At 42.0% G+C, this 25,142-nt stretch carries 16 protein-coding genes, 1 tRNA gene and 3 pseudogenes; 9 read left to right on the top strand and 11 right to left on the bottom strand.

Going from position 1 to position 25,142, the window contains the following annotated elements:
• Nucleotides 1-604: 604 nt before the first annotated feature.
• The 7 genes and pseudogenes from cls to A4A70_RS00180 form a co-directional block, all read right to left on the bottom strand.
• Nucleotides 605-2,065 (bottom strand): cardiolipin synthase, encoded by a 1,461-nt coding sequence (gene cls / locus A4A70_RS00210; RefSeq protein WP_067567318.1) that lies wholly within the window; start codon nucleotides 2,063-2,065, stop codon nucleotides 605-607.
• A 785-nt stretch (nucleotides 2,066-2,850) separates the two neighbouring features.
• The gene (locus A4A70_RS00205) at nucleotides 2,851-3,597 is read right to left on the bottom strand and encodes a YciC family protein (RefSeq protein WP_067567315.1); all 747 of its coding nucleotides are present in this window, start codon (nucleotides 3,595-3,597) and stop codon (nucleotides 2,851-2,853) included.
• 457 nt (nucleotides 3,598-4,054) lie between these two features.
• A complete protein-coding gene (gene trpA, locus A4A70_RS00200; protein WP_067567312.1) occupies nucleotides 4,055-4,870 on the bottom strand; it encodes a tryptophan synthase subunit alpha in 816 nt (271 codons plus the stop codon).
• Nucleotides 4,870-6,060, bottom strand: coding sequence for a tryptophan synthase subunit beta (gene trpB, locus A4A70_RS00195; protein ID WP_067567308.1), 1,191 nt, complete (start codon nucleotides 6,058-6,060; stop codon nucleotides 4,870-4,872). Before trpB ends, trpA begins: the two co-directional genes overlap by 1 nt.
• A gap of 54 nt (nucleotides 6,061-6,114) precedes the next feature.
• Nucleotides 6,115-7,476, bottom strand: a complete 1,362-nt coding sequence (trpCF, locus tag A4A70_RS00190) for a bifunctional indole-3-glycerol-phosphate synthase TrpC/phosphoribosylanthranilate isomerase TrpF (protein ID WP_067567305.1) — start codon at nucleotides 7,474-7,476, stop codon at nucleotides 6,115-6,117.
• 569 nt (nucleotides 7,477-8,045) lie between these two features.
• Nucleotides 8,046-8,618 (bottom strand): annotated as a pseudogene (locus A4A70_RS00185) (glutamine amidotransferase-related protein); the annotation flags it as partial.
• On the bottom strand, nucleotides 8,618-10,180 hold the full coding sequence (locus A4A70_RS00180) for an anthranilate synthase component 1 (protein ID WP_067567299.1): 1,563 nt from the start codon (nucleotides 10,178-10,180) through the stop codon (nucleotides 8,618-8,620). The pseudogene A4A70_RS00185 and the gene A4A70_RS00180, both read right to left, overlap by 1 nt.
• 890 nt (nucleotides 10,181-11,070) lie before the next feature.
• On the opposite strand from A4A70_RS00180, the pseudogene rluB reads away from it, so the two are divergent.
• The 5 genes and pseudogenes from rluB to pyrF form a co-directional block, all read left to right on the top strand.
• Nucleotides 11,071-11,853, top strand: a pseudogene (gene rluB, locus A4A70_RS00175) (23S rRNA pseudouridine(2605) synthase RluB); the annotation flags it as partial.
• A 451-nt stretch (nucleotides 11,854-12,304) separates the two neighbouring features.
• Nucleotides 12,305-14,893 (top strand): type I DNA topoisomerase, encoded by a 2,589-nt coding sequence (gene topA, locus A4A70_RS00170; protein WP_067567297.1) that lies wholly within the window; start codon nucleotides 12,305-12,307, stop codon nucleotides 14,891-14,893.
• Between the two features lie 595 nt (nucleotides 14,894-15,488).
• The gene (pgpB, locus tag A4A70_RS00165) at nucleotides 15,489-16,238 is read left to right on the top strand and encodes a phosphatidylglycerophosphatase B (RefSeq protein WP_067567294.1); all 750 of its coding nucleotides are present in this window, start codon (nucleotides 15,489-15,491) and stop codon (nucleotides 16,236-16,238) included.
• Nucleotides 16,239-16,695: 457 nt separating this feature from the next.
• Nucleotides 16,696-17,853, top strand: coding sequence for a lipopolysaccharide assembly protein LapB (gene lapB, locus A4A70_RS00160; protein WP_067567291.1), 1,158 nt, complete (start codon nucleotides 16,696-16,698; stop codon nucleotides 17,851-17,853).
• A 163-nt stretch (nucleotides 17,854-18,016) separates the two neighbouring features.
• A complete protein-coding gene (gene pyrF, locus A4A70_RS00155) occupies nucleotides 18,017-18,781 on the top strand; it encodes an orotidine-5'-phosphate decarboxylase (RefSeq protein WP_067567288.1) in 765 nt (254 codons plus the stop codon).
• Nucleotides 18,782-18,886: 105 nt separating this feature from the next.
• Here the strand turns inward: pyrF and fabI are convergent, their stop codons facing one another.
• The gene (gene fabI, locus A4A70_RS00150; protein WP_067567285.1) at nucleotides 18,887-19,678 is read right to left on the bottom strand and encodes an enoyl-ACP reductase FabI; all 792 of its coding nucleotides are present in this window, start codon (nucleotides 19,676-19,678) and stop codon (nucleotides 18,887-18,889) included.
• Between the two features lie 481 nt (nucleotides 19,679-20,159).
• On the bottom strand, nucleotides 20,160-20,720 hold the full coding sequence (gene hemG / locus A4A70_RS00140; RefSeq protein WP_067567279.1) for a menaquinone-dependent protoporphyrinogen IX dehydrogenase: 561 nt from the start codon (nucleotides 20,718-20,720) through the stop codon (nucleotides 20,160-20,162).
• A 245-nt stretch (nucleotides 20,721-20,965) separates the two neighbouring features.
• Here hemG and gpmA point away from each other — a divergent pair, with 245 nt between their 5' ends.
• The 3 genes from gpmA to A4A70_RS00120 all read left to right on the top strand — a co-directional run bounded on the left by gpmA (nucleotide 20,966) and on the right by A4A70_RS00120 (nucleotide 23,267).
• Complete coding sequence (gene gpmA / locus A4A70_RS00135; protein ID WP_067567276.1) at nucleotides 20,966-21,670, top strand: 2,3-diphosphoglycerate-dependent phosphoglycerate mutase; 705 nt, start codon at nucleotides 20,966-20,968, stop codon at nucleotides 21,668-21,670.
• A gap of 796 nt (nucleotides 21,671-22,466) precedes the next feature.
• A complete protein-coding gene (gene hupA, locus A4A70_RS00125; protein WP_067567270.1) occupies nucleotides 22,467-22,739 on the top strand; it encodes a nucleoid-associated protein HU-alpha in 273 nt (90 codons plus the stop codon).
• Between the two features lie 452 nt (nucleotides 22,740-23,191).
• Nucleotides 23,192-23,267, top strand: a tRNA-Glu gene (locus A4A70_RS00120).
• A 307-nt stretch (nucleotides 23,268-23,574) separates the two neighbouring features.
• On the opposite strand, the pseudogene A4A70_RS00115 reads toward A4A70_RS00120, so the two are convergent.
• Nucleotides 23,575-23,823 (bottom strand): annotated as a pseudogene (locus A4A70_RS00115) (MBL fold metallo-hydrolase); the annotation flags it as partial.
• A gap of 41 nt (nucleotides 23,824-23,864) precedes the next feature.
• Between A4A70_RS00115 and A4A70_RS00110 the strand changes: the two are divergent.
• A complete protein-coding gene (locus A4A70_RS00110; protein ID WP_067567264.1) occupies nucleotides 23,865-24,557 on the top strand; it encodes a class I SAM-dependent methyltransferase in 693 nt (230 codons plus the stop codon).
• A gap of 19 nt (nucleotides 24,558-24,576) precedes the next feature.
• Here the strand turns inward: A4A70_RS00110 and rnhA are convergent, their stop codons facing one another.
• Nucleotides 24,577-25,086 carry a ribonuclease HI gene (gene rnhA / locus A4A70_RS00105; RefSeq protein WP_067567261.1) on the bottom strand — a complete coding sequence of 170 codons (510 nt, stop codon included), beginning with the start codon at nucleotides 25,084-25,086 and terminating at the stop codon, nucleotides 24,577-24,579.
• Nucleotides 25,087-25,142: the final 56 nt, after the last annotated feature.

The raw sequence follows: 25,142 nt of genomic DNA, 5'->3' as shown, positions 1-25,142 counted from the left end.
CAGACAAATTAAAATTAATTTATCAGATTCTATGTTCTCAGCACCACTTATTAAGGACATAGTGTATAATGCATGACCCAGTTTACTGTAACAAGGTTTATATCATTGTGCCGGTTGGGGATTGAATTAATAAATTATCTCTCTGTAAGAGAAAAATAGAAATTAACTATTATATATAGAATATGCTAATTTTTATTAGCATAATATTAGTTATTTTATATTTTATGCTACATATTAAGTAATATTTATATTCGTGAGCGGCTGTATAGTTGATTATTCTAAGTGTAATGGTGGTAAAGGTCATTGACCACTACTAGTAATGTGCACGTTGGTCTCAATGTAGGCTGTTTATTTCACGTTGTGGCTAGTCAGTTGCTCATATTAGTTTTTAATCTTCGGTTGTAAACCAGTTTAAGTATTAAACAATCAACTGATTTATTTGCGACAATAGTATATAAGATAAGATATTTATATCTTAGTTAAGCAAGTAATGGCGATAACAATATCATGCAACTACATACATGTGTTCCTATGCCGATAGCTCCTAATCGAGATTAGATTGCGCTAGCTAGAGAAAATATTGTAGACGTGCGAGCCTGTCATCTTACAGTAATGGACTGAAAAAGTAGAATAGCCGCTCGACGATACGCTGCCAGTAGGGCCGTTTTGACCACGATTGAGCCTCGATAAAGCGCGAGTGGGCGATATAGTCTTTCTGCACGCGTGCTAAATCACTGCCGAAATTATTGTCGTCAATAACTAATGTAAGCTCAAAGTTTAGCCACAAACTGCGCATATCCAAATTTACGGTACCAACCAGGCTTAATTGACTATCTACCAAGACACTTTTGGTATGCAGCAAACCGCCTTCAAACTGGTGAATGATTACACCAGCTTCTAGCAGCTCGGCAAAAAATGCCCTACTGGCCCAGCTCACCAACATGGAATCATTATGGCGCGGAACGATTATATGCACCTCTACACCGCGCTGCGCTGCAGTGCAGATTGCATGAAGCAGATCGTCGCTGGGCACTAAATATGGTGTGGTCATAACCAACTGTTCACGCGCCGCATAAATTGAAGTGAGCAGCACTTGATGAATAACACCTTCAGGAAAACCAGGCCCAGATGCAATGACCTGAATAGTATGACAGTTAGACTGCTCAACCTGCATAATATTCACGTCAGGAGGGGGAGGTAATATACGCTCACCGGTTTCAATTTCCCAATCACAGGAAAAAATAATACCCATGGCGGTGGCTATCGGCCCTTCCATACGTGCGATAATATCAATCCACTGACCGACGCCAGCATCTTTTTTAAAAAAGCGTGGATCTACCATATTCATGCTGCCAGTATAGGCAATATAATTATCAATTAACACCATCTTTCGGTGCTGGCGTAAATCCATCCTTCGCAGAAAAACGCGTAAGATACTGACGTGCAAAGCCTCTACTATATGCACGCCGGCGGCACGCATCAGGGTAGGATAGGGGGAGCGGAAAAAATCGACGCTACCAGCTGAATCTAGCATCAAACGGCAGCGGACGCCGCGCTGCGCCGCAGCCATCAATGCTGCAACCACCTGGTCAACTAAACCGCCAGCCTGCCAAATATAAAAAACTATCTCAATGTGGTTTTGCGCCAAACCGATATCGCGAATCAGCGCTTGCAGCGCATCATCACTGCTGGTCAGCAATTGCATTTGATTACCCTTAAGCCCACCCATACCCTGACGATGCTCGCATAATTGAAATAGTTGATGGGATACCTCGCTATTTTTATTAGCGAAGATCTTCCGATATCCTTTAAAATCTTCTATCCATCTGGCAGTAGAGGGCCACAGAGCCTTGCTGCGTTCAGCGCGTAGCTTACCGAGATTTAATTCGCCAAATAAAAGATAGGTAATGATCCCAACCAGAGGAAGGATGTAAATAACCAAAAGCCACGCCATAGCGGAAGGCACCGCACGACGTTTCATTATTACTCGCAGTGTGACGCCTGCGATCAACAACCAATAGCCGAACAGCAACAGCCAGTTTATTACGGTATAAAGCGTTGTCATAGTAGTGAAAAGTAGTGCGAATGCTATTCGCAAAGCGTTTGCTTAAGTGAACGGACGCAAAGAGAAAACAATTTTCCTGTCGGCCGAAATCGCTGGCTTATACAACGTCAGCTACAGCGTAGACGTAGTTAGTAGTTGGAATTGCAATCACGTCATATCCTGTACCTATTATCCGCCGTCTAACGCTGTTAAGTAATCTCTAGCTTACATAAGTAGCTGTTTTCAGCTATGTGAAAAACAATATTAAGTCACATTACTAATATTAGTGGTAGTGGTGTTGATGCCTGCGGCCACGGAAAACAAAACTACCAGTAAATTTTTTACTAGCTGGATAATAGCTAAACCGTAATGCAGTATCATATGAAGCGATTATAATTTACGAAACAGATGCTCCGTCTTCAGCAGAGATAACATATAGCAAGATAAAATTACTACTATAATAGTAATGAACCAATCCAGGTGCGTAATCGCTAATGTTACAACCTGCTGCTCTCCTAAAGGAGGAGCTCACACCGTAATTGCTTATTCTTGAATCTTAAAGGGGTAACACTAAAACACGTCATCTTAGTCCGCCCAAGAATAGAATCGGTTAATCGTTGCCAGTTAGAAAAATCGATAATCGATGGTCAAGTTAGCGTAATATTTTTATGTTAATTACCACATTATCAATTAACAATCTTTATCTTAAGATAACTTAATAGTTCTACGCGCCTTGCGAAAGCAAATACACAAAATAAAATCAGAGTACAATACAAGGATGAATTCTCTCTTATGAAGAGAAGATGTTAAAGCTGTCGTAATAGCATGTATAGACGATAAAGGTAAATTAGCAACAAAGAAGAAATAAGATTACTGAAAATATTTAAGAGCAACGTAGCTACCAGAGAAGATACCATCGTAAATGGCGTTGCCAGTAACAATAACGAGGCTTGTATTATTAACCATAAAAATACTGCCGGTGCCAGTAGCCAAAAATTAGCGAACGCTAGGCTAGCACTAATACGCATTGATTTAATGGCGTCAATATTATGACTAGTGGCTATGATAGGTGCCAAGCTGAAGGCAATAGCTAGCATAATACCAGGCACTATGATAAGCAGCCCTAGTTGTACTAGCAGCGTAGCTAAAAACATAAGTAGCAGCAGGCGGGGCAGGATAGGCAGAGACTGACCTATGGCCCGCAGCACGCTGACGGGCTTATGATTGGTCACTAGGTGAATCATAGTAAGTAAACCTCCGGCTAACATAACATGACTGACCAAGCGGGCAAAAGTTCTGGCGGCGGAAACTTTTATTAAGACCCATTGCTGCTCAACCGATATTTGCTGCACTAACGGCTGCAGGCTCATCCCGGCAGAATCGTCTATATTACGGTTGCTCAGTGTCATGAGCTGCTCGCTGCAAGGAGACAACATCTGATCAACAATGACGCTTATGATCGCCGTTAGCAATGCCAGTAATATAATGCTTGAGAATTGGTTACGGAAAAAATTTAGCATATCGCGATAAAGGTTACTCGCCATAATTGGCATGGGTGCTCCTTATTTTTAACAAAATCTTTTATCAGACTGCCAGATTATTTTCTTAAATAAAAATTTATTAGTTATTCATCAGCCAGTAAATTGACTATATTCTACATTCTACTAAATAAAATTTAGTATAAAATATAAAGAGCTAGAATTAGCTTCTTAGCTTCTTACGTAAAACTACAGATATTGAAAATAATTCAGTTAACTTAATAACAAAATAACTAATTGATAAAAATTATTTTAATAATAGCTAATTAATCTAGCAAACTTAATAAAAGGCAGAACGTAAAATTAAGTCCTATAGCAAAGAAGAAAAAGAAAATGCTAAATTTAATGCTAAATTTTGGTAAATAAGCGATAACCTAGCTGATAAAACCGCTTATTTTATCATCGCGGCAATATTAGACATTTTTAAAATGAATAATATAACTTAACCGTACCGTAATATATTCTCTTATATTCATGGAAGTAGATTATACGTGGCAACTTTCATATTACGCACAAATTGCGATAATGTTTCTAACAGCATAGTTGGTTGATCTGCGTGCGCCTCGATGAGGCGCACAAGAGCAGAGCCTGAGATAGCCCCCGCCGCCCCCCCCTTGAGTGCAGCGCGCACCTGGGATGGTTCGGTAATGCCAAAGCCCTGTAGCGCAGGAGCAGCGTGGTATTTCTTAAGTGCTTTCACTAGATGAGTTAACGGAGTGTTACAAGGTTGTTCACTACCGGTGACACCGGCGCGTGAAAGCAAATAGGTATAAGCACGACCATAAGAGGCTATTTTACGCAGCAGATCATTATCAGCGTTGGGCGGACAAATGAAGATGGGCGCTACGCCATGGCGCATTGCAGCGCTGTGAAACGGCTGACTTTCCTGTATTGGAACGTCAGCCACCAGTACTGAGTCAACACCTATTGCGGCGCAATGGGCATAAAAAGCATCGATACTGTTATTAAAGACTAGATTGGCATATATCAGCAATCCAATAGGGATCTCTGGGTGTTTTTGACGAATAGACGCTAACATTTCAAAGCAGTATTCCAATGTTATGCCTGCAGCAAATGCCCGTAGCGTGGCAGTCTGAATGGTTGGACCGTCCGCCAGAGGATCAGAAAATGGAATACCCAACTCCAGCGCATCGGCTCCTGCATCAATTAAAGTATCGATGATTTGTAGAGACAATGTAGGTTGCGGATCTCCTAGCGTGACAAACGGCACGAAAGCGCCTTCGTTACGGGTGGCCAATTGACTGAATAGTTGCTGATAGCGTTCCATTAAATTTCTCCTCGCGCCTTCAGAATATCATGAACAGTAAAAATATCTTTATCGCCGCGGCCGGACAAGTTTACAATCAGAATTTGTTCTTTATCCGGCTGCGCTTTGATAAGCTTAATGGCGTGGGCCAGCGCATGTGATGATTCTAACGCAGGGATAATGCCCTCGTAGAGAGAGAGACTCTTGAAAGCCTCAATAGCTTCTTCATCGGTCACCGATACATATTCAGCACGGCCTATGCTATTAAGATAGGCATGTTGCGGGCCAACTGAGGGAAAATCTAGCCCAGCAGAAATAGAATAGGACTCCTCAATTTGCCCTTCTGCTGACTGTAGCATTGGTGATTTCATGCCAAAATAGATGCCTAAGCGGCCGTGTTTTAGTGACGCGCCGTGTTGGCCCGTCTCAATGCCCAAACCGCCAGGTTCAACTCCGATTAAACGAACGGTCGGCTCGTCAATAAAATCGGCGAACATGCCGATAGCATTAGAGCCGCCGCCAACGCAGGCTATCACCGCGTCCGGGAGACATTGCTCATGTTCCTTTATCTGTACGCGAGTTTCCTCACCTATCATGCGCTGAAATTCTCGCACTATAGTAGGGAAAGGATGTGGGCCAGCAGCGGTGCCAAGCATATAATGGGCGCTTTCATAGCTACTAGACCAGTCGCGCAACGCTTCGTTACAGGCGTCTTTAAGAGTGGCGGAGCCGCTGTGCACAGGGATTACTTTGGCGCCCATCAACTGCATGCGAAAGACGTTCAGAGACTGACGTTCGATATCTTTAGCACCCATATAAATTCGGCAATTCAGCCCTAGCAGGGCAGAGGCCAGTGCAGAAGCAACGCCGTGCTGGCCGGCGCCCGTTTCTGCGAGAATATCGGTTTTGCCCATACGCTTTGCTAATAGGGCCTGACCTAGCACCTGGTTTGTTTTATGGGCTCCTCCGTGCAGGAGATCTTCACGCTTTAAATATAGTTTGGTACGGGTACCAGCAACAAGATTGCGGCACAGTGTCAGCGGAGTGGGCCGGCCAGCATAGTTAGTCAATAAACTGCTCAATTCTGTTTGGAAGACAGGATCATTTTGGGATATGACGAAAGCGTCTTCAAGCTGGATAAGTGCGGGCATTAGAATTTGCGGTACGTACATCCCGCCAAACTCGCCGAAATAGGGATTAAGTCGTTTCATACGTATATCCTCTATACATTGTCATAGTCATATCTTAAGGTTTTGACGTAGCGGTCAGAAAGCGCGAAGCGTCTGGAATACCGTTGCTAATTTATGATGATCTTTAATGCCCGGCTCGCTCTCAACGCCGGAATTAAAATCAAGTCCAGAGCAGCCGAGACGGGAGGCAGCCAAGCAATTGGTTACCGACAGTCCCCCGGCTAGCATGACATTATCTAATGCTACTCTTTTAAGCAGCGACCAGTTAAATGGCTTACTGCTGCCGCCACCATTATCCAGCACATATCGATCAACCTGGTTTAGATTGTGCTCCGGTAGTTTTTGACGCATATCTAGTGATTTCCAGATATTGCAGTCAGGCAATAGAGCGAGGCGCAGAGCATCGATATAAGCTTGATCTTCATTACCGTGCAGTTGCACTGCCGCTAATGATAGCGCGGCCGCGGTCTCGCTGACTTCTCTTACTGGAGCATCGCGAAAAACCCCAACATAGCGCAGCGCAGTACTAGCTATTACAGCATTAGCCAGCGCAACATCTACTTGACGTGGGGAGCTAGCAACGAAAACTAGCCCGCCGTATAGTGCGCCGACCTCAAAGGCTGCCTGGGCGTCAGCAGCACGTGTGATGCCACAAACCTTATTTTCGCCCAACAACATGCGTCGTATAGCCAGATTGAGGTCAGTTTCTGCCATTAGCGCACTGCCTATCAAAAACCCGTTGGCATAGTGGCTAAGTTCGCTTATTTGACGATAAGATTTGATGCCTGACTCGCTAATGAGCGTGACCCCTGCTGGGAACCGAGGGGCAAGCATGCGGGTACGATTTAAATCAATAGATAAATCTCGTAAATCACGATTATTAATGCCTACTACTTTAGCCTCAAGTGCTAGCGCGCGTGCGCATTCTTCCTCGCTGATTACCTCAGTCAGCACGCCCATCTGTAAACTGTGAGCTACTGCAGCCAGCAAGCGGTAGCTATCATCATCCAGCACGGATAACATCAGCAGGATCGCATCAGCTTGATGTAACCGTGCTAAATAAATCTGCCAGGGATCAACAATAAAGTCTTTGCATAAGACAGGTTGGTTCATCGTTTGACTAACCTTAAGCATAAAATCGAAACTGCCTTGGAAATATTTCTCGTCGGTTAATACTGAAATAACAGAGGCGTAATTTCGATAAATGCTCGCGATGTTGAGCGGATTAAAATCCGTTCGGATAATTCCTTTAGATGGGGAAGCTTTTTTACATTCTAGAATAAATTTTGTTCTGGTACCACCAGTAAGAGCTTGGTAAAAGCTACGCGTGCTCAGTTGAACATGCTGACAAAAGCTTTCTAGTGGTTGTCGCTGTTTGTGATCGGTAATCCATTCGATTTTATCTGCAAGGATGTTTGTTAATACCGTGTCCTGCATATATATATTTTTATCCTCTTGCTATTTGCGCCATTAAGTGCCCAATGAGGGCGCGCTTGCTGCAGATTTCTCTAGTTTCTATTTTTCTATGGTTCTCTAACATAGTTTTTGCTGTCAGTACAGTCTTCGTAACGTTGACCGCCGTACAGTAACACTAACTATATTGATGCCTTTTATATACTTAGCGAAATAGTCAAATGCTTCGTTAACCTGTACTGCCAGTGTTCGGGTAGGCACTAGCACCTGTGGAACCAATAGCTCAGGCTTAATTAAGCAGAGACTAAGTACAAAGATTTCACTTGTTTGTAGGCCTTTATACATAAATAAACATAATAAGTTTTAACCATCGTGCTAAAATAGCACTTTTTCTGCTGGTTATCTTCATCCCTTACCTGCTTGAGGCTTGAGTGATTTATGTCAGGTAGTGCCAAATATTCCAAACTATAGCCTCTGCCACCTATGTTGGCAGAATTATCGCAGTGCACAATTATTGTTATATTTTCTGATAACTGATAAAAATATCTTAAGTATAGTATAGCCTGCAGATAGAAAATTTCTTGTATTTACGCCAGCGTCCAAGCAAGAGTGTTCTCTAATAAACGCGCCCCTTGGGTAGTTAAAATTGATTCAGGATGAAATTGAAAGCCGCAAATTCTATCTGCATCATGGCGTACTGCCATAACTATATCGTTGTAACGGGCATTAACCGTCAAAGTATCTGGTATCTGGTTGCCGACTAGGGAGTGATAACGAGCCACCATAAGCTGATTGGGCATGCCGGTAAACATCGCTTTATTGTCGTGGCAGATAGGCGAAGCCTTGCCGTGCAAAATTTCACCTGCTTGAACCACGTGCCCCCCGTAAGCTTCTACAATCGCCTGATGTCCAAGACAGATTCCGATAATCGGTATCTTTCCACGCAGCTTATTTAGCAGTTCGGGCATGCAGCCAGCGTTAGCTGGCGTACCTGGTCCAGGTGAAAGTATCAGGACAGGATTTTCCTGTTGATGTAGCGCCTCTATGATAACTGTAGCCGGTATCTGGTTACGGTATATCACAACACAATGATTATTAACACGTAACTGATCAACCAAATTATAAGTAAAAGAATCGATATTATCAAGTAATAAGATATTAGCCATTAAAATAATTCCTTTGTGGCATGAGCAGTTGCAATGGCATGCAACACGGCACGCGCTTTGTTACGGCTTTCATCGGCTTCAGCCTGCGGGATGGAGTCCAAAACGATACCGGCCCCGGCCTGCACTGTAGCAATACCATTTTCAACGTAGGCAGAACGAATGACGATGCAGGTATCAAAGGCGCCGGCAGCGGTAAAGTAGCCTATAGCGCCACCGTAACTACCGCGTCGTTCGCCTTCTGCCTCGGCAATAAGCTGCATTGCCCGCACTTTCGGCGCGCCGCTGAGCGTTCCCATATTCATACAAGCGCGGTAAGCATGCAGCACGTCGAGATCACCACGCAACTTACCTACTACCCGAGATACTAAATGCATGACGAAAGAGTAACGATCAACTTTGGTTAAATCGGCTACATAACGCGTACCTGGTTCACAAATTCTTGCCAGATCATTACGCGCCAAATCAACGAGCATCAGATGCTCGGCCAGCTCTTTGTGATCAGCGCGCATTTCTAATTCAATGCGACTATCGAGATCTACATCTAGCGAACCTTCAGCACTCCGGCCGCGGGGCCGGGTGCCGGCTATAGGGTAAATCTCTATCTGACCGGTAACAGGATCATATTTTAGTGCACTTTCTGGTGACGCACCGAACAGTGTAAAATCTTCATCCTGCATAAAAAACATGTAAGGACTAGGATTGCTTTTCTTTAGCTGGTGATAGGCTGCAAGCGACGAGCGGCAGGGTAAAAAAAAGCGACGGGACGGCACAACCTGAAAGATATCACCTGCATGTATTGCTTGTTGCATCCTGAGCACTATCCGGCAATATTCGGCGTCACTCTGATTGCACGATAGTACCATATTGTCGATAATTTGGTGCGGTATTGGGCCAGGCAACTGGCTTAGTTGAAGCTGTAATTGTTTTAGACGGTGCTGCAGTCTCTGTTTTTCTGACTGGCTATGACTAAAAAGACTACACTGTAGATCGCAGGTTTGCTGTTGGTGGTCAAGTATAAGTAATGTTTCAGCCAAATAAAAACAATAATCAGGACATCTCTGTCCAGTAGCTAATGTCGGCAGCGTTTCGAACCCAGCGACCAGATCGTAGGAAAAAAGCCCACCAACAAACATCGCTTTCGGCGCATCGGCCGGTTGACCGACCAGATTTAACAGTAGGCGTAGGCAGTCAAATACAGATAGAGATCGCAGACGAGTGTCCTCATCTACGACTTGTACTGTTAGCGGAAAATTTAATTCGCGGCTATTAGGATGCGCGTTTACTCTTACCTTCGCAGGCAAGGCTGCATCTAGTAGTGGCAATAAAGCGGCGCCATTAGCGCTTAGAGCCCGCAGCGTAACAATTTGTCCAAGAGCGGTTATCCGCAGTGCACTATCTACTATCATCATGCTTTCTAAATCATGCTTTTTATCGATTTCAGACGATTCTAGCAATAGCGTTGCGGGACGCGCGCCGCATAATTGATTGAACATTGCCGTAGGATCGGTGCGGTAGCGCGCCCGAGCGTGAAGTAATTCAATTTGGTACTTGCTGCTTTGCATGATTTATGTTCCTGGTTATCGCCCATAAAATAGCCCGCTAACACAGCGGGCTGTTTTGGATCTTGCTCGGTCTGATGAGCGTAATGGATGATACCATCCCTCTATACAAATTAAAAGGAGCTTCGCCACCAGCAAAGCATTCTTATTTTAATTAGCATTATTAGCGTGGCGCTAGATCGCTAAATTTTATCTAATTTCATAGTATTAACTATTATAAATATGATTACCTATTATATAGTTTGACTAAACTGGTTCATGAATAAAAATTAAATCTAATAGCTAGTAGAAATAATTTTATCTTAGTGTACAGCGATTGCTGTTCATAATTATGAAAATATTATGTGCTGGTAGATAACCAGTTCTTTAACTTGCAGAAAACAATATCTATTAATAAAACTTTTATTCTTAATGTTACTAAATAAGTATGATGTCAGCTAATAAGCTGGGTATTGGATTATGTGTACCGTCAAATGCTATTATATTTTATAATATATGTATAATGTTAAACAATATGTTATCTAAGCCGCACTAATCATCAAAAAAATGATCTGTTGGCTATATTATATTAACTAACTAAGGATAAGGATAAGGATATTGATAATTAAGGATATTGATAATTATTAGATTATTAATCTAATAATCTAACCGTAAATAACATTATAATAAACCGCAGGGTATGTATGGCATCATAGTTATGCACGAAATTTTGGTTGTAAACCTGGGTAGGTGTACAGAGTTAGCTAGGGACAGCTCCTTAACTTTCTTTAAGTAATTCTAGCTAAGATTAAGTTACATATTATTATGTAACCTTGATGTTATATAATTATATAACTTATGTAATATAATTATGTGCTCTGTAAGAGCGATATATGAGATGATGAGATTATGCCATGAGCGAAAAGCTGCAAAAAGTCCTGGCACGCGCCGGGCAACAGTCCCGGCGCGATATCGAAATGCTTATTGCACAAGGGCGCGTAAGCGTAGATGGAAAAATTGCCCTGCTGGGCGACCGTATTGATGTTAACATCATGCCCCAGATCCGGGTTGATAGCCGCCTAATTTCTATTAAACCAGTAGCTGATGTGCTGTGCCGCGTACTAGTTTATTACAAGCCTGAAGGTGAGCTATGCACTCGCCGCGACCCCGATGGTCGTCCCACGGTATTCGATCGTCTGCCGCGTTTAAACCATGCTCGCTGGGTTGTCGTAGGTCGACTAGATATGAATACTTCAGGTCTATTGCTATTCACTACTGACGGTGAATTAGCTAATCGTATGATGCATCCAAGCTGCAAAATTGAACGCGAATACGCCGTGCGTATATTTGGTAAAGTTGACGCATACAAGCTGCACCAGCTTACTTGTGGCGTACAGCTTAAAGACGGGCCGGCAGCTTTTCGCCGGCTAATTTTTAAAGGCGGCAAAAGGCTTAATCAGTGGTATAACGTTACGCTAACTGAAGGGCGTAATCGAGAAGTTAGGCGCCTATGGGAAGCGGTCAGAATACGGGTCAGCCGACTTATTCGTGTGCGTTATGGCGACATAGTACTGCCCACATGGCTACCGCGCGGTAGCTGGACAGAGCTGCCGCTTGATTACATCAATTATCTCCGGCACAAGGTACATCTTCTACCTGAATTATCGGTCACTAAACTACCACCAGGTAGAGCACGAACGCAGTAAGATAAAAAACAAGCGAAACCACAGGATGATCAGTATGCCTCTCTAGAAGAGAGATTGCGATATCATTCATTGTAGCAGTCACAATGATAATAACCTTTTTATAGGGGAGTTTTTAACAAGGTTATTATATATGGTATATTAATTACTTTGTAGCGTAATATCTCTGGCAGATCTTTGTTCAGGTATCTTCTGTTTATTAGAAGACTAAGTTGTATTTTTAGTTAAACCGATTTTTTCCTAAATTCCATGATACCTATCATAAAAGTACTTAGCTTAAAATTTAAAAATAGTATTTAGGAATGCTAATGCGCATACCTTAATTTAAGGTAACAAAAATAGATGGTATTTTTAAACACTGTCACCATGTTGAAAGTATGGTGAACTCAAAAAGTTAGCGTAAAAAACTTCTTCTTGTAAAGACCTGACTTAGGTAAAAATAAAAATGGGTAAAGTTCTCGTTATCGTTGAATCGCCGGCCAAAGCCAAAACGATTAATAAATATTTAGGAAATGACTACGTAGTTAAGTCTAGTATCGGTCACATACGCGATTTACCGACTAGCGGTTCAGCTAGCCAAAAGAACATTGAAGCAAATAAAAAGAAAAAAAATAAAGCAGATCCGCAAAGTGCGCTAGTCAACAGTATGGGCATTGACCCTTATCATGGCTGGAAAGCGCAGTATCAAATCCTGCCCGGTAAGGAGAAAGTGGTAACCGAGTTAAAAGCGCTGGCAGAAAAAGCCAGCCATATTTATCTTGCTACCGACTTTGATCGTGAAGGTGAAGCAATAGCTTGGCATCTACGCGAAGTGATCGGCGGTAATAATAAACGTTTTAGCCGAGTAGTATTTAATGAAATTACCCGCAATGCGATTATACAAGCTTTTGACAAACCAGGCGAATTGAATATTAATCGGGTTCATGCCCAGCAGACGAGAAGGTTTATGGACCGTTTGGTAGGTTATATGGTATCTCCATTATTATGGGAAAAAATAGCCCGCGGTTTATCGGCTGGTAGAGTACAATCGGTGGCGGTACGGTTAGTGGTGGAGCGTGAGCGGGAAATCAAGGCGTTCATACCTAAGGAGTATTGGAAACTGCATGCTAATTTAATTACTTCGCACGCTTCGACGTTAGCGATGCAGGTAACTCATCAGAAGGGAAAACTGTTTCAGCCCGTTCATCAGCAGCAAATCCAGGCGGCGATATCGTTGCTAGAAAAGGCAAATTTCGTGGTCAGCAATAACGAAAAGAAGCCAATCAGCAGTAAACCTAGTGCTCCTTTTACTACTGCAACGCTACAGCAGGCGGCCAGTAACTACTTGGGTTATGACATAAAAAAAACTATGATACTGGCACAAAGTTTGTACGAGATGGGCCATATCACCTATATGCGTACTAATTCAACTAATCTAAGTCAAGATGCGCTTAATATGGTTCGATGCTATATAATCGATACTTTTGGTAATAAATATCTACCTAAACAAGCCAACAAGTACGTCAGTAAAGATAATACTCAGGAAGCTCATGAGGCTATCCGTCCCTCCGATGTTCATGTTCTAGCAGAACAGTTAAATGATACAAGGCCTGAAGCGCAAAAAATTTACCATTTAATATGGCGCCAATTTATAGCGTGTCAAATGACTCCAGCACGCTATGACGACACCACACTGAGCGTTACCGCCGGAGAATTTCAGTTGCGTACTCGCTGTAGGGCCTTGCGTTTTGATGGCTGGACCATAATTATGCCTGCGCTGCATAAAGTAGAAGACCGTATTTTGCCAGCAATTAAGATAGGCCAGACGCTTATATTAGAAAAATTGCTTCCTAGTCAGCATTTTACTAAACCGCTAGCACGCTATAGTGAGTCTTCCTTGGTCAAAGAGCTAGAGAAACGCAAAATAGGGCGGCCATCGACCTATGTATCGATAATTTCTAATATTCAGGATCGCGGCTATGTTCACGTGGAGAACTGCCGTTTTTATGCCGATAAAATGGGTGAGATTGTAACAGATTGCTTGGAGGAGAATTTCCACGAGCTGATGAATTATGATTTTACTGCAAAAATGGAAGATAAGCTTGATCAAGTTGCTGCTAGTGAGCAAGAATGGAAAAGTGTATTAGATACCTTCTTTGAAAAATTCAGCCAACAGTTAGAAAAAGCTAAAAAGGATCCTCAAGATGGAGGTATGGGGAATAATAAGATGGTAATGATCCGCATCGATTGTCCGGTCTGTAGCCGGAAAATGGGGATTCGTACAGCTAGCACCGGGGTATTTTTAGGATGTTCCGGCTATATTTTACCGCCTAAAGAGCGTTGTAAAAATTCTATTAACTTGATTCCGGAAGTAGAAACAATCAACCTGCTTGATGGAGATGATGCTGAAACTAATGCACTACGCGCTCGCCGCCGCTGCGCTAAGTGCCACACGGCAATGGACAGTTATCTTATTGTTGATAGCCAGAGCAAACTGTACGTTTGCGGGAATAATCCGTTGTGCGAAGGCTATGAAATCGAGCAGGGTCAATTTTGTATTAAAGGCTACGACGGAACGATTGTAGAATGTGAAAAATGCGGATCAGATATGCATCTAAAACTGGGGCGTTTCGGTAAATATATGGCCTGTACCAATGAAGTATGTAATAATACCCGCAAGATCTTACGCCACGGCGATGTAGCGCCGCCAAAAGAAGACCCGGTACCGCTGCCCGAGCTTCACTGCGAGAGATCAGACGCTTATTTTGTACTACGTAACGGCGCGTCGGGAGTATTTCTAGCCGCCAATACCTTTCCTAAATCTCGTGAAACCCGTGCACCACTGGTCGCAGAACTAGCCAGGTTCCGCGAACGCTTGCCGGAGAAGCTGCACTATCTAGCCGATGCACCTGCCCAGGACGAGGCAGGTAATAGTACCCTGGTGCGCTTTAGCCGCAAAACTAAGCAACAATACATTGCATCTGAAAAGAATGGTAAGGCCACCGGCTGGACCTTGTTTTATCTCGATGGCCAATGGCAGTTGAGCAAGAAATAATAATGTGAACGTTAACTAGGCTAATCTTATGTTTTAATTAGTAACGAAAAGATATTAAGTATTTTATTAAACAGCATTTTGTTAGTTAAAAAATAACTAATATAAATAACGCTTTCGTTTTATGACGTTGTTCCCTACATTAGGTTTATAGTAGTAATTCATAATATGAAGAAGCAGTAAACACAGAAGATTATATTAAGGGTTAGTAATGCTGCCTAGATGGGCACCTTACTATCGTCTGACCACCTTCTTATAGCTGTTACAGCTTCGCTATCGAAGAAGCTCTGTCTGCCTAAGTTACCTACAAAACAATCTAATCGTCACTGGACGCTCGCTTGATAACGCTTTTAACCGTGCCGTACTGACTACGTATATCTTTTCTTCTGCTACCCATTTTGGGGGATATAGGCAACAAAATTCTTACTTTTACGCTTATTGATACAGAAAAATAATATCTTATTCTCAAGCAGAGTTAATGGTTTTGGTGTATTAGGCTAGCAAGTACAGCTGAATCAAGACAGCAAAGTTAATGTTTGGATAGTTGATTTTATGCAGATTCTAAACTTGGTAGGCTCTAATTAAAGGAAAAAACTCGATGTTTTTAATTGCAAAACGCACAGGGATCGGAGCGCTGCTTCTGATAATTTTACCGTTGTTACTGTGGGTCAGCGGCTGGCAATGGCAGTCTGGAAGTGATTATCGTTGGCTAATAGGTCTGTATTGGTTGACACAAACCGTCACGTCCCCCTGGGGGATATTAACCAGTATCTTACTAATTAGCTGGTTTTTCTGGTGCCTACCCTATAGGCTAAAACCAGCACTAGCGCTGGTAGTAATCTTAGCTACCACGCTGCTCGTCGGTCAGGGAATGAAGTCTTTTATCAAAGATAGGGTGCAGACGCCAAGACCTTTTGTCGTTTGGCTCGATAAGCACTACTCCATTGATGATCAGGCTTTTTATGCAATGACGCACAAAGAGCGTAGCGAAGCGGTAGCGCACGAGCTGCAGAGTGAAAAAACGATACCGACATGGTTACAGCACCACTGGCGGCATGAAACAGGCTTTTCTTTTCCTTCTGGCCATACCATTTTTGCCGCTAGTTGGGCACTATTTTCTGTAGGATTACTGTGGCCAACTAGGCATGTAGTTACTATACTAGTACTGTTAGTTTGGGCTAGCGGCGTGATGATCAGTCGTATATGGATGGGCCTGCATTGGCCGCAGGATGTGATGATGAGTGTAGTAGTCAGTTGGTTCATTATTACACTAGCATGTTGGCTGATACAGTGCTGGATAGGAACACTGAAACCTGAGAAGGTGCACGGTATCTGCAACCGCCGTTAAGACAGCGGCACAAACTGCCAATTACCTAAAGTAGGAGGAAGAAATTTTGCGTAGAAGTGCGCCAGTAATAACTATACTGATAAGACCTATACTGAAACCTGGTAACTAAAATAGTAGTTACTTAGTCGTTACTTAATTATAACAAATGGAACGCTAATCATCTGAATAGTTATTTATATTCTGAATAGTTTCAGAATGCTACTTGCCGTAAATCATGTTAAGATAGGCGCATCTAACGATTAGATTACCTTTTTACTAGCTCAGGGGCAATTAAGGTATCAACTTTTTTATATCGTCTGGATCCTCTGCATGCTTTTTTGGCTACGTACGCGCTTGGCGCTGATTCGAACTAAGCGCAAGTTGGAAAGTCTGGAGGAAAAGCTAGCAACGTAGTAAAAAGCTACCTCCATATCCATCCGTCAACAAAAGTCTGTTTGCCTCGAAGGAATAACGGATTATGTTAGCACTGCTGTTTCTATTATTGCCCGTAGCTGCCGCCTCTAGCTGGTATATGGGGCGCAAGAGCGCACAGCAGGATAAACAGCAACAAGAAGCTAATTGTTTTGCTGGGATTAGCTGTTTACTTTCAAACCAGCAAGATAATGCAGTTGATCTATCCCTAAATATGCTTAAAGAGCATAGCAACGCTGTAGAGGCACATTTAACGCTTGGAAATTTGTTCCGTTCTTGTGGTGAAGTTGATCGCGCTATCCGTATCCACAGGGCTTTTATGGACAGCATATCGTTGACATTTGAGCAACGATTATTAGCGATTCAGCAGCTCGGCAAAGACTATATGGTAGCCGGATTTTATGATCGTGCGGAAGATATGTTTAGCCAACTAGTAAACGAAAAAGATTTTCGTGTCGGGGCACTTAGCCTGTTATTGCAAATCTATCAAGCTACTAGCGAATGGTCGAAAGCAATTGATGTAGCAGAAAAGCTGGTTAAGCTTGGTAAAGAGCAACGTAGGGTAGAAATTGCCCATTTTTATTGTGAGCTTGCTCTGCAGGCCATAGACAGAGAAGATATTGACCGAGCTATTCTACTGTTGAAAAAAGGCGCTACAGCAGATAAAAACAGCGCCCGTGTATCTATTATACGGGCCAGGATATTTATAGATCAGCAGGACTATAACGGTGCTGTGAGTGAGTTAACACGGGTCCTAGATCAAGATCAGGAAATGATCAGCGAAACGCTGCCAATGCTACAGTTGTGTTATCATGCCCTTAACCAAGCAACTGCTTGGGTGGAATTTCTTGAACTTTGCGTCGAAAAGAATACTGGCTCAGAAGCCGAACTATTGTTAACTGATATCATTGAACGCGAGCAGGGGCCAGAAGTAGCGCAGGGCTATATTAATCAGCAGTTGCGCCAGCATCCGACAATGCGTATGTTTCACCGATTAATAGATTTCCATCTCAGCGAGGCTGAGGATGGACGTGCCAAGGAAAGCCTTCTGACGTTGCGAGATATGGTTGGTGAACAGATCCATACTAAACCACGCTACCGTTGCCAAAAATGCGGTTTCACCTCCTATAACCTCTATTGGCACTGCCCGTCATGTAAATCCTGGGCCTCGGTAAAGCCAATACGCGGCCTTGACGGACAATAATCCACCATCATCTGACAATAATCAGACCATCTCCTACTACTCCTACAGGACTGAGCGTTCGTGCATACTGAACCAGATTTATTTAACCTAGGTAGGTTTTTATAGTTTTAGCGAATCATAGCAACGTGCTAATCGCCCCTTGGGCTTCTACTGAGAGATATTCATGACACCTACCACCAACTTAGATGGTTCTAAGCCAGCACAGCAAATTAGCTCACCGGTGATTGTTGCCCTTGATTATGCGGATGCGCATCAGGCACTGGCATTTGCTGACAGAGTTTCGCCCCGACAATGCCAATTTAAAATTGGCAAAGAAATATTTACCTATACTGGGCCATCACTAGTGCGCGATTTGCAAAAACGCGGATTTAATATTTTTTTAGATTTAAAATTTCATGATATCCCTCACACGGTTGCCAAAGCGGTTAGCGCAGCAGCAGAGCTGGGAGTTTGGATGTTAAATATCCACGCCATCGGTGGTGAACGTATGATGGTAGCAGCCCGCAATGCGCTGGTATCATTTGGCACACAAGCCCCAATACTTATCGCTGTAACGGTGCTTACCAGCATGAACGATGCTGATTTACGTAAGCTAGGCATTGCCAGCAGTGCTTTTGATTATACTGTGCGGCTAGCTGTTATGGCCAAGCAATGCGGTCTTGACGGTGTTGTATGCTCAGCTTGGGAAGTAAGTCAGTTAAGAACTAACTGCGGCGCGGCTTTCACTTTAGTAACACCGGGAATTCGCTGTACTGGTAATGATACAGGCGATCAGCATCGTGTAATGACACCGCTGCAGGCGCAGCAGGCAGGCGTTAATTATATGGTGATCGGCCGTCCAATCACACAGTCGGTCGACCCGCCAGCCGCATTGGACAATATACTGCGTGAATTACAGTATAATAATACTAATAAAATTATGTATTAAATAAATAATTATTGTTTATTGGTTGAGCCTTAAATAGGCAGTATGTGCCGTTGACGTTAAACGCTAACGCTGCGGACATCTCACGCTTAGTCATCAAGATACCTCTCATTGTACATTGAGACCCAACAGGTTGGCACTAATATGAAAGCCACCATCAACATGCACTACCTCACCGGTAATCCCTGCCGATAAATCAGAGCACAGGAAGGCAGCAGTATTGCCGATATCCTCAATAGTCACCAAGCGTGGGAGGGGTGTCACAGCTTCATAATAAGACAGCATTTTCTTAAAGTTCTTTATGCTAGATGCGGCTAAGGTGCGTATTGGACCTGCTGATATAGCATTAACACGGACGCCCTGGGGACCCAGGGCATTAGCCATATAGCGTGTGTTCGCTTCCAGCGAAGCTTTAGCTAGTCCCATGACGTTGTAGTTGGGAATTGCGCGCTCAGAACCAAGGTAGGTCAAGGTGACTAGGGCGGAGTTAGGATTTAGCATGGGGCGGCTAGCTTTTGCCATAGCGACAAAGCTGTAGGCGCTAATGTCGTGTGCGATGGCAAAACCTTCGCGAGTTACTGCATTAACGTAATCACCATCCAGTTGGTCGCTGGGAGCATAAGCTATCGCGTGGACGAAACCATCAAATTTCGGCCAAACTTTGGCTAACTCTGTAAACAGAGTATCAATGCTGGCATCTTCTGTTACCTCGCATGGTAGTATGATACTAGAATTAAACTTCTCGGCAAAACTTTCTAACCGATATTTTAATTTATTGTTCTGATAAGTGAAAGCTAACTGAGCACCTTCGCGATGCATGGCCTTAGCGATACCGTAGGCAATTGAACGGTTACTGGCGACACCAGTTACCACAATACGCTTTGTAGTAAGAAAACCCATAACATTTATTCTACTATTATATCTAGCCTAAATTGACGTAATGGTTGCATTTGAATGCAGTTTTTTTGTTCATAAAAAGAAAGTAGTTAAGCTGAGAGTAGATACTTTTTACCTAATCGTTAGTGAAGCTTTTGCTACCTTAAGCTGAGTAGAGGATCGCGTAGTTTTCAGTTGAAATTTTTCCTGAATTTTGTCTGCTTTTCCTGTATCTCTAAAATAGAGTGGACCTTTTAGGCCACAGCTGTACAGTTCTAACAATATAACTACCAATACGGTGCGGCGTAATTTGTTGTTTATTATTTCCATTGACACCTTCATTAGTGCAATACTTGTTACCTAATTATTGACGCCTATGGTTAAAATTTATTAGCTAACCCTAGTAACCTGATTCAGGTAATATAATAAATATATTGGCAATATAAACAACCCTTAAGATAAATGCAATTTTAATTAATTAGATATAATTTTTAGGTAAAAAAACTCAATTAGGGGGGGTTAACGTCGTCTGTTTGGCGGTTAATTTAGCTAAATTACCGGCGAAGGCAGAAACTTGTTGCCAATCTGTATATTCAATTTCTTTGTCTTTTATAAGATTGAGCTCACCACTAGTTATCCGCATGATCAACTTAATCATGACGCGATCAAACCAGCAATAGCGTGAGCAACATAGGGCACCGGCAAAAACTTCACAAAGATCTGGTCGCCACGGTGTTTTTACCAAAAATTTTCTTGTATAGGAATTGGTTACCGGCGTCCTTTTATTAGGTTTACGCGCCATTAGATTAACTGAATAAAATGCGCTGGGAATGCTGTGCAGCCAATCAAGCTGCTGTGCTATGAAACGATCCAGATCTGCTGCGAAACGGCCATAGCGGATAGCAGCGCCTATTACCACCCGCTGGTAACGTTGTAGATCAAGATTGGGAACAAGACGCAGGTCTACCACATCGCATTCACAGTAATCGGTAAGATAGACTGATATAAAGCGCGCTATTTTATGGGTTTGGCCGTCATGACTTAAATAAAGAATCAACGTTTTCATGGTCAACCTGGCATTATCACGCCAACAACAGTAGCATAAGCAGTACAATTAAACAATAAAATAACCCATTAACTATTAGTTGATATATGTAATTTTTTTAATTTAAACTGTATTATCAGTAGTAATACAGCTAATATTTTAGTGTTTGGGACTTATAGTTACTAACTTTATTGTAGCGTGATTACGAGTACCTCTAAGATCTATCATCTTAAAATCTTTATCTTTATTAATTTAGGAGTCAAGTCATGTCAGTAACTAAACTAGTTTTGATACGTCACGGCGAAAGCCAGTGGAACAGTGAAAACCGTTTTACAGGCTGGACCGATGTTGACCTGTCTGATAAAGGACGCATTGAAGCGAAACAAGCGGGTCACTTACTAAAAGTTGAAGGATATAATTTTGATTTAGCTTATACATCTGTACTAAAACGCGCCATCCATACCCTATGGTATGTACTAGACGAACTGGATCAGGCCTGGCTACCAGTCGAAAAATCCTGGCGTCTGAATGAGCGTCACTACGGTTCGTTACAGGGCCTAAATAAAGCTGAAACTGCAGTAAAATATGGCGACGAGCAAGTGAAACAGTGGCGACGTAGTTTTGCTGTTACGCCGCCGGCTATAAGCCGAGATGACGAGCGTTTTCCTGGCCATGACGTTCGCTATGCTCACCTAACCAACGAAGAACTGCCAACTACTGAAAGCCTAGCATTAACTATTGATCGCGTTATGTTTTACTGGAAGGAGAAGATTCTCCCACGTATTAAGTGTAGTGAGCGCATCATTATAGCAGCACACGGTAATTCCATTCGCGCAATCTTGCAATTTCTAGAAAATATGGATGAAGATGAAATTTTAGAATTAAATATTCCAACAGGCGTCCCGCTCGTCTATGAATTTAACGAAAACTTGAAACCTATCAAGCATTACTATCTTGGTAACGCTGATTAAATCACTGCAAAAGCTTCTGCGGTCGACGATCAAGGTAAAGTAAAATAACTTCATTATTATTACTTACTTATAGAAACCGCTATTATTTATTGACAACAGCAGATACGTTGCTCTGCTCTTCAAATCTTCAAAAACTACCATTGTCTATGTGATGTGGCGGCTAACTAAATTTAATTATTAGAGCTTTATGATTCTTATGCTCGTCTACAAGATAGCGGTGCTAATCGCGCGGTTATTTACCATTGTAGACAGTTTTGGACTAAAGTAAAGTAGTTAATCTTTCAGCGTATGTAGAATAATATGTTATAAAATGTAGTTACAGACTTGCTGTGTACCGAATAGATCACGATAGCATAAAAATTTATTCAAGAGGAATATATGTTTGCCTGTTGTAGTTTTGAGCAGCTTACTCATATTTTTCTTAGCTAAGATCTCAATTTTTGAATAAATAAGCAACATTATCTGCGCTACAATAATCTTATTATTTTGTGTATCGCTACGACCGTATTCAATGTATATTTTCTTCTTTTTCAGGGAACAATACGGTGCTACTAGTCGCATCAAATGGGACGTACGATAAAAAAATATGCCTTCTATAAAGAAGACGATCTTAAGTTAATAAAGAAACTCTATATTAACTTCTGCAAAACTTCATATAATCACCTTATATGATCTAAATTTGCTGATCATGAAAATTTGGCTAACGGTGCGTTTATTTCAAATAAATAACTTTAACTCAGCATAGTTATCGCACTTAATTCTTGGTAATCGATTAACACACTATTAGGATCATAATATGAATAAAACTCAGCTAATTGATATTATTGCAGATAAAGCTGATATTTCTAAGATACAAGCTAAGTCGGCACTAGAATCCACTTTGGCAGCAATTACCGAGTCTCTTAAGGAACATAATCCAGTACAATTGATTGGTTTCGGAACTTTTAAAATTAATTATCGTAGTGAACGCACTGGCCGCAATCCCCAAACTGGCCAAGAAATAAAAATTTCAGCTGCCAAAGTGCCTGTGTTTATTTCTAGTAAAGCACTAAAAAAAGCACTTAACTAAAATGAGGGGCATACCTTTGGCTTTTATGGTAGGCAGTGTCGCTTACCAGGCTTATGGTCTTAATAAGACTGTTAGTTGTAGTAGTCTTCTTCAAAGAAGAAGATCGCTAAAAACAGGTCTGTCTACCTCTATAGAACAGAGGTAGAGCAGTAGTTGAGAATTGCATTGATATGAACAATAGTTTCAATAAACTATAAACTGTTTTATAAGGCTTGACTATATATAGAATAAATAGTACCATCTGATCTCAGTTTAGTTTAATTAAGTTATAATATCATGAACAAATAATATTACACGATAGTATAATAATGACATTATACTATTAAAAATACTGACTGAACCAGTTCAGTTCAGTCATTTTATTTTATTCTTATTATTTTATTCTTAAAATTTTATTATTTTTAATTTAAAAAAATAATTTTATACATATTTTATACATAAAAAATAATTATGTCCCCTTCGTCTAGTGGCCTAGGACACTGCCCTTTCACGGCAGTAACAGGGGTTCGAACCCCCTAGGGGACGCCACCTTTCCTCTCCTCCTCCATTCCCTGTCTTAACACAATGTCTACTTGTTTCTGTAAATAAAATTCATAACAACGTAAAAAAATATTAATTTATTTTTCTAAATGCAGAGTCGTCGGTAGACTAAGTTAGCTTTTCAGGCGTAACTGTTTAAGGTTATGTTATTAATCTGTAATAATACCATCTTATTGTAATAAGTTAGTGGCCAAGTCTAGCTTTAGCAAAGTATACTCATGCGCAGCACAGATGAGCGTTGCTGGCGGTAATTTTGTCGCCACAAATGAGCTGTAAAATCAGACATAGACGATGTGGTTGCGCCTTTAGTCTCCTCTGGGCAGGAGACCGGTTGCGGATAATGCTGTAGTAGTTCCTTGACGCCTTTTACATAGTCGTAATGATGATGAGTTAACAGGATAGCTACAGGCAACAGTTGCCGTTCGTCAAAAACTTGTAACACCGGCGAGGCCTCACCCGGATCGTCTACTAGACATCGCCTAGCGTTATTATATAAACGCCAAATATACTTATCCGTAAGAGCGGGAATACTGATAAGAGTCAACGTTAATCTATTTATTTTTAGCTCTTAGAAAAGAAAAAAAGATGAAACCAGCACAACTTCATAAAGTTATTGTATCGCCTACTTCATGGGACGCTATTCCTAAAGGAACTTATTATCGTCAAGTATTAGAACAGGGCTTAAAAAAATGGTGGCCTAAACTCTTCGGTTTTTATTTACTTAAAATTGGCGCACTAAGTGCAGATCTGGATACCGGCGACTGTGCAATTTTACACCAGATCAATATAGGCCTAGAAGGTAAAAATTTGCATGTGATAGCTGATCTATACCAATTGCCCTTCGCTAATAAATCGGCAGATGCGTGCTTACTAGCCCACACCTTATCTTACATAGGTGATCCTCACCAGCTGCTACGAGAGGTAGATCGAGTATTGATTGATGATGGCTGGCTTATCATTACCACTTTTAATCCAATTAGTCTGCTTGGTTTGGGAAAATTTTTTTCGTTTTTTTTTCGTCAACAGCCCTATAAAAGTCGTATGTATACCCCAATGCGGTTATTGGATTGGCTAGGAGTACTCAACTTTGAAGTACTGTACTGTACCCAGTTTCAAGCCCTGCCTTGGCGATGGCAAAGGGGGCCTCTTCTGAGGAGGCCAAATTGCCCCGCAATTGGCTGTCTAAGTATTATTATTGCCCGTAAACGTAGCTTACCATTAAACCTCCTAACACCGTTAAAAATAAGATCACTACGCACGGATTGCAGCGTCCAATAGTAACTGTTATCAATGACGACTAACTGTTTTTTAATCTGCTTGTTGCTTGCCGCCCAAACAAGCCTTGACCTGATTGATAACCAATGTCTTCCAAGTCTGGAAGACCAGCGGCGAGGCGCGCCAGTTCATCGCAACGTTCGTTTTCAGTATGACCATCATGGCTTTTTACCCAATTCCAGCGTAGTGTATGGAGCGCAATAGAAGCGTCTAACTGCTGCCATAAATCGATGTTCTTAACTGGTTTTTTCTCGGCGGTTTTCCAGCTGCTCTTTTTCCAATTGTATATCCATTGGGTGATTCCCTGACGGATGTACTGGCTATCGGTACTCAATACAATCTCACAAGGATCTTTAAGTACTTCTAGCGCAACGATAGCCGCCATCAGTTCCATCCGGTTGTTGGTGGTCAGATGATAACCTGCGCTAAAGATTTTTTCCTGCTGGTTGTAACGCAGTATGGCACCATAGCCACCAGGCCCCGGATTTCCTAAGCACGAACCATCGGTAAAAATCTCAACTTTTATGCGCATGTATGATAAACTAGCTCCATGGTAAAATACTTAGTTTGACATAAAAGTTAGACAGA

The sequence above is a fragment of the Candidatus Hoaglandella endobia genome (assembly GCF_900044015.1).
Classification (GTDB): Bacteria; Pseudomonadota; Gammaproteobacteria; order Enterobacterales; family Enterobacteriaceae; genus Hoaglandella; species Hoaglandella endobia.
This window is presented reverse-complemented; position numbering and strand designations above follow the sequence as displayed.

Excerpts from the sequence above, each read along its gene's own strand:
- trpB (WP_067567308.1), bottom strand. The coding sequence starts at position 6,060 with ATGAAACGACTTAATCCCTATTTCGGCGAGTTTGGCGGGATGTACGTA.
- trpA (WP_067567312.1), bottom strand. The coding sequence starts at position 4,870 with ATGGAACGCTATCAGCAACTATTCAGTCAATTGGCCACCCGTAACGAA.
- A4A70_RS00205 (WP_067567315.1), bottom strand. The coding sequence starts at position 3,597 with ATGCCAATTATGGCGAGTAACCTTTATCGCGATATGCTAAATTTTTTC.
- lapB (WP_067567291.1), top strand. The coding sequence starts at position 16,696 with ATGTTAGCACTGCTGTTTCTATTATTGCCCGTAGCTGCCGCCTCTAGC.
- A4A70_RS00110 (WP_067567264.1), top strand. The coding sequence starts at position 23,865 with ATGAAACCAGCACAACTTCATAAAGTTATTGTATCGCCTACTTCATGG.
- gpmA (WP_067567276.1), top strand. The coding sequence starts at position 20,966 with ATGTCAGTAACTAAACTAGTTTTGATACGTCACGGCGAAAGCCAGTGG.
- fabI (WP_067567285.1), bottom strand. The coding sequence starts at position 19,678 with ATGGGTTTTCTTACTACAAAGCGTATTGTGGTAACTGGTGTCGCCAGT.
- cls (WP_067567318.1), bottom strand. The coding sequence starts at position 2,065 with ATGACAACGCTTTATACCGTAATAAACTGGCTGTTGCTGTTCGGCTAT.
- hemG (WP_067567279.1), bottom strand. The coding sequence starts at position 20,720 with ATGAAAACGTTGATTCTTTATTTAAGTCATGACGGCCAAACCCATAAA.
- pgpB (WP_067567294.1), top strand. The coding sequence starts at position 15,489 with ATGTTTTTAATTGCAAAACGCACAGGGATCGGAGCGCTGCTTCTGATA.
- trpCF (WP_067567305.1), bottom strand. The coding sequence starts at position 7,476 with ATGCAGGACACGGTATTAACAAACATCCTTGCAGATAAAATCGAATGG.
- topA (WP_067567297.1), top strand. The coding sequence starts at position 12,305 with ATGGGTAAAGTTCTCGTTATCGTTGAATCGCCGGCCAAAGCCAAAACG.
- hupA (WP_067567270.1), top strand. The coding sequence starts at position 22,467 with ATGAATAAAACTCAGCTAATTGATATTATTGCAGATAAAGCTGATATT.
- pyrF (WP_067567288.1), top strand. The coding sequence starts at position 18,017 with ATGACACCTACCACCAACTTAGATGGTTCTAAGCCAGCACAGCAAATT.
- rnhA (WP_067567261.1), bottom strand. The coding sequence starts at position 25,086 with ATGCGCATAAAAGTTGAGATTTTTACCGATGGTTCGTGCTTAGGAAAT.
- A4A70_RS00180 (WP_067567299.1), bottom strand. The coding sequence starts at position 10,180 with ATGCAAAGCAGCAAGTACCAAATTGAATTACTTCACGCTCGGGCGCGC.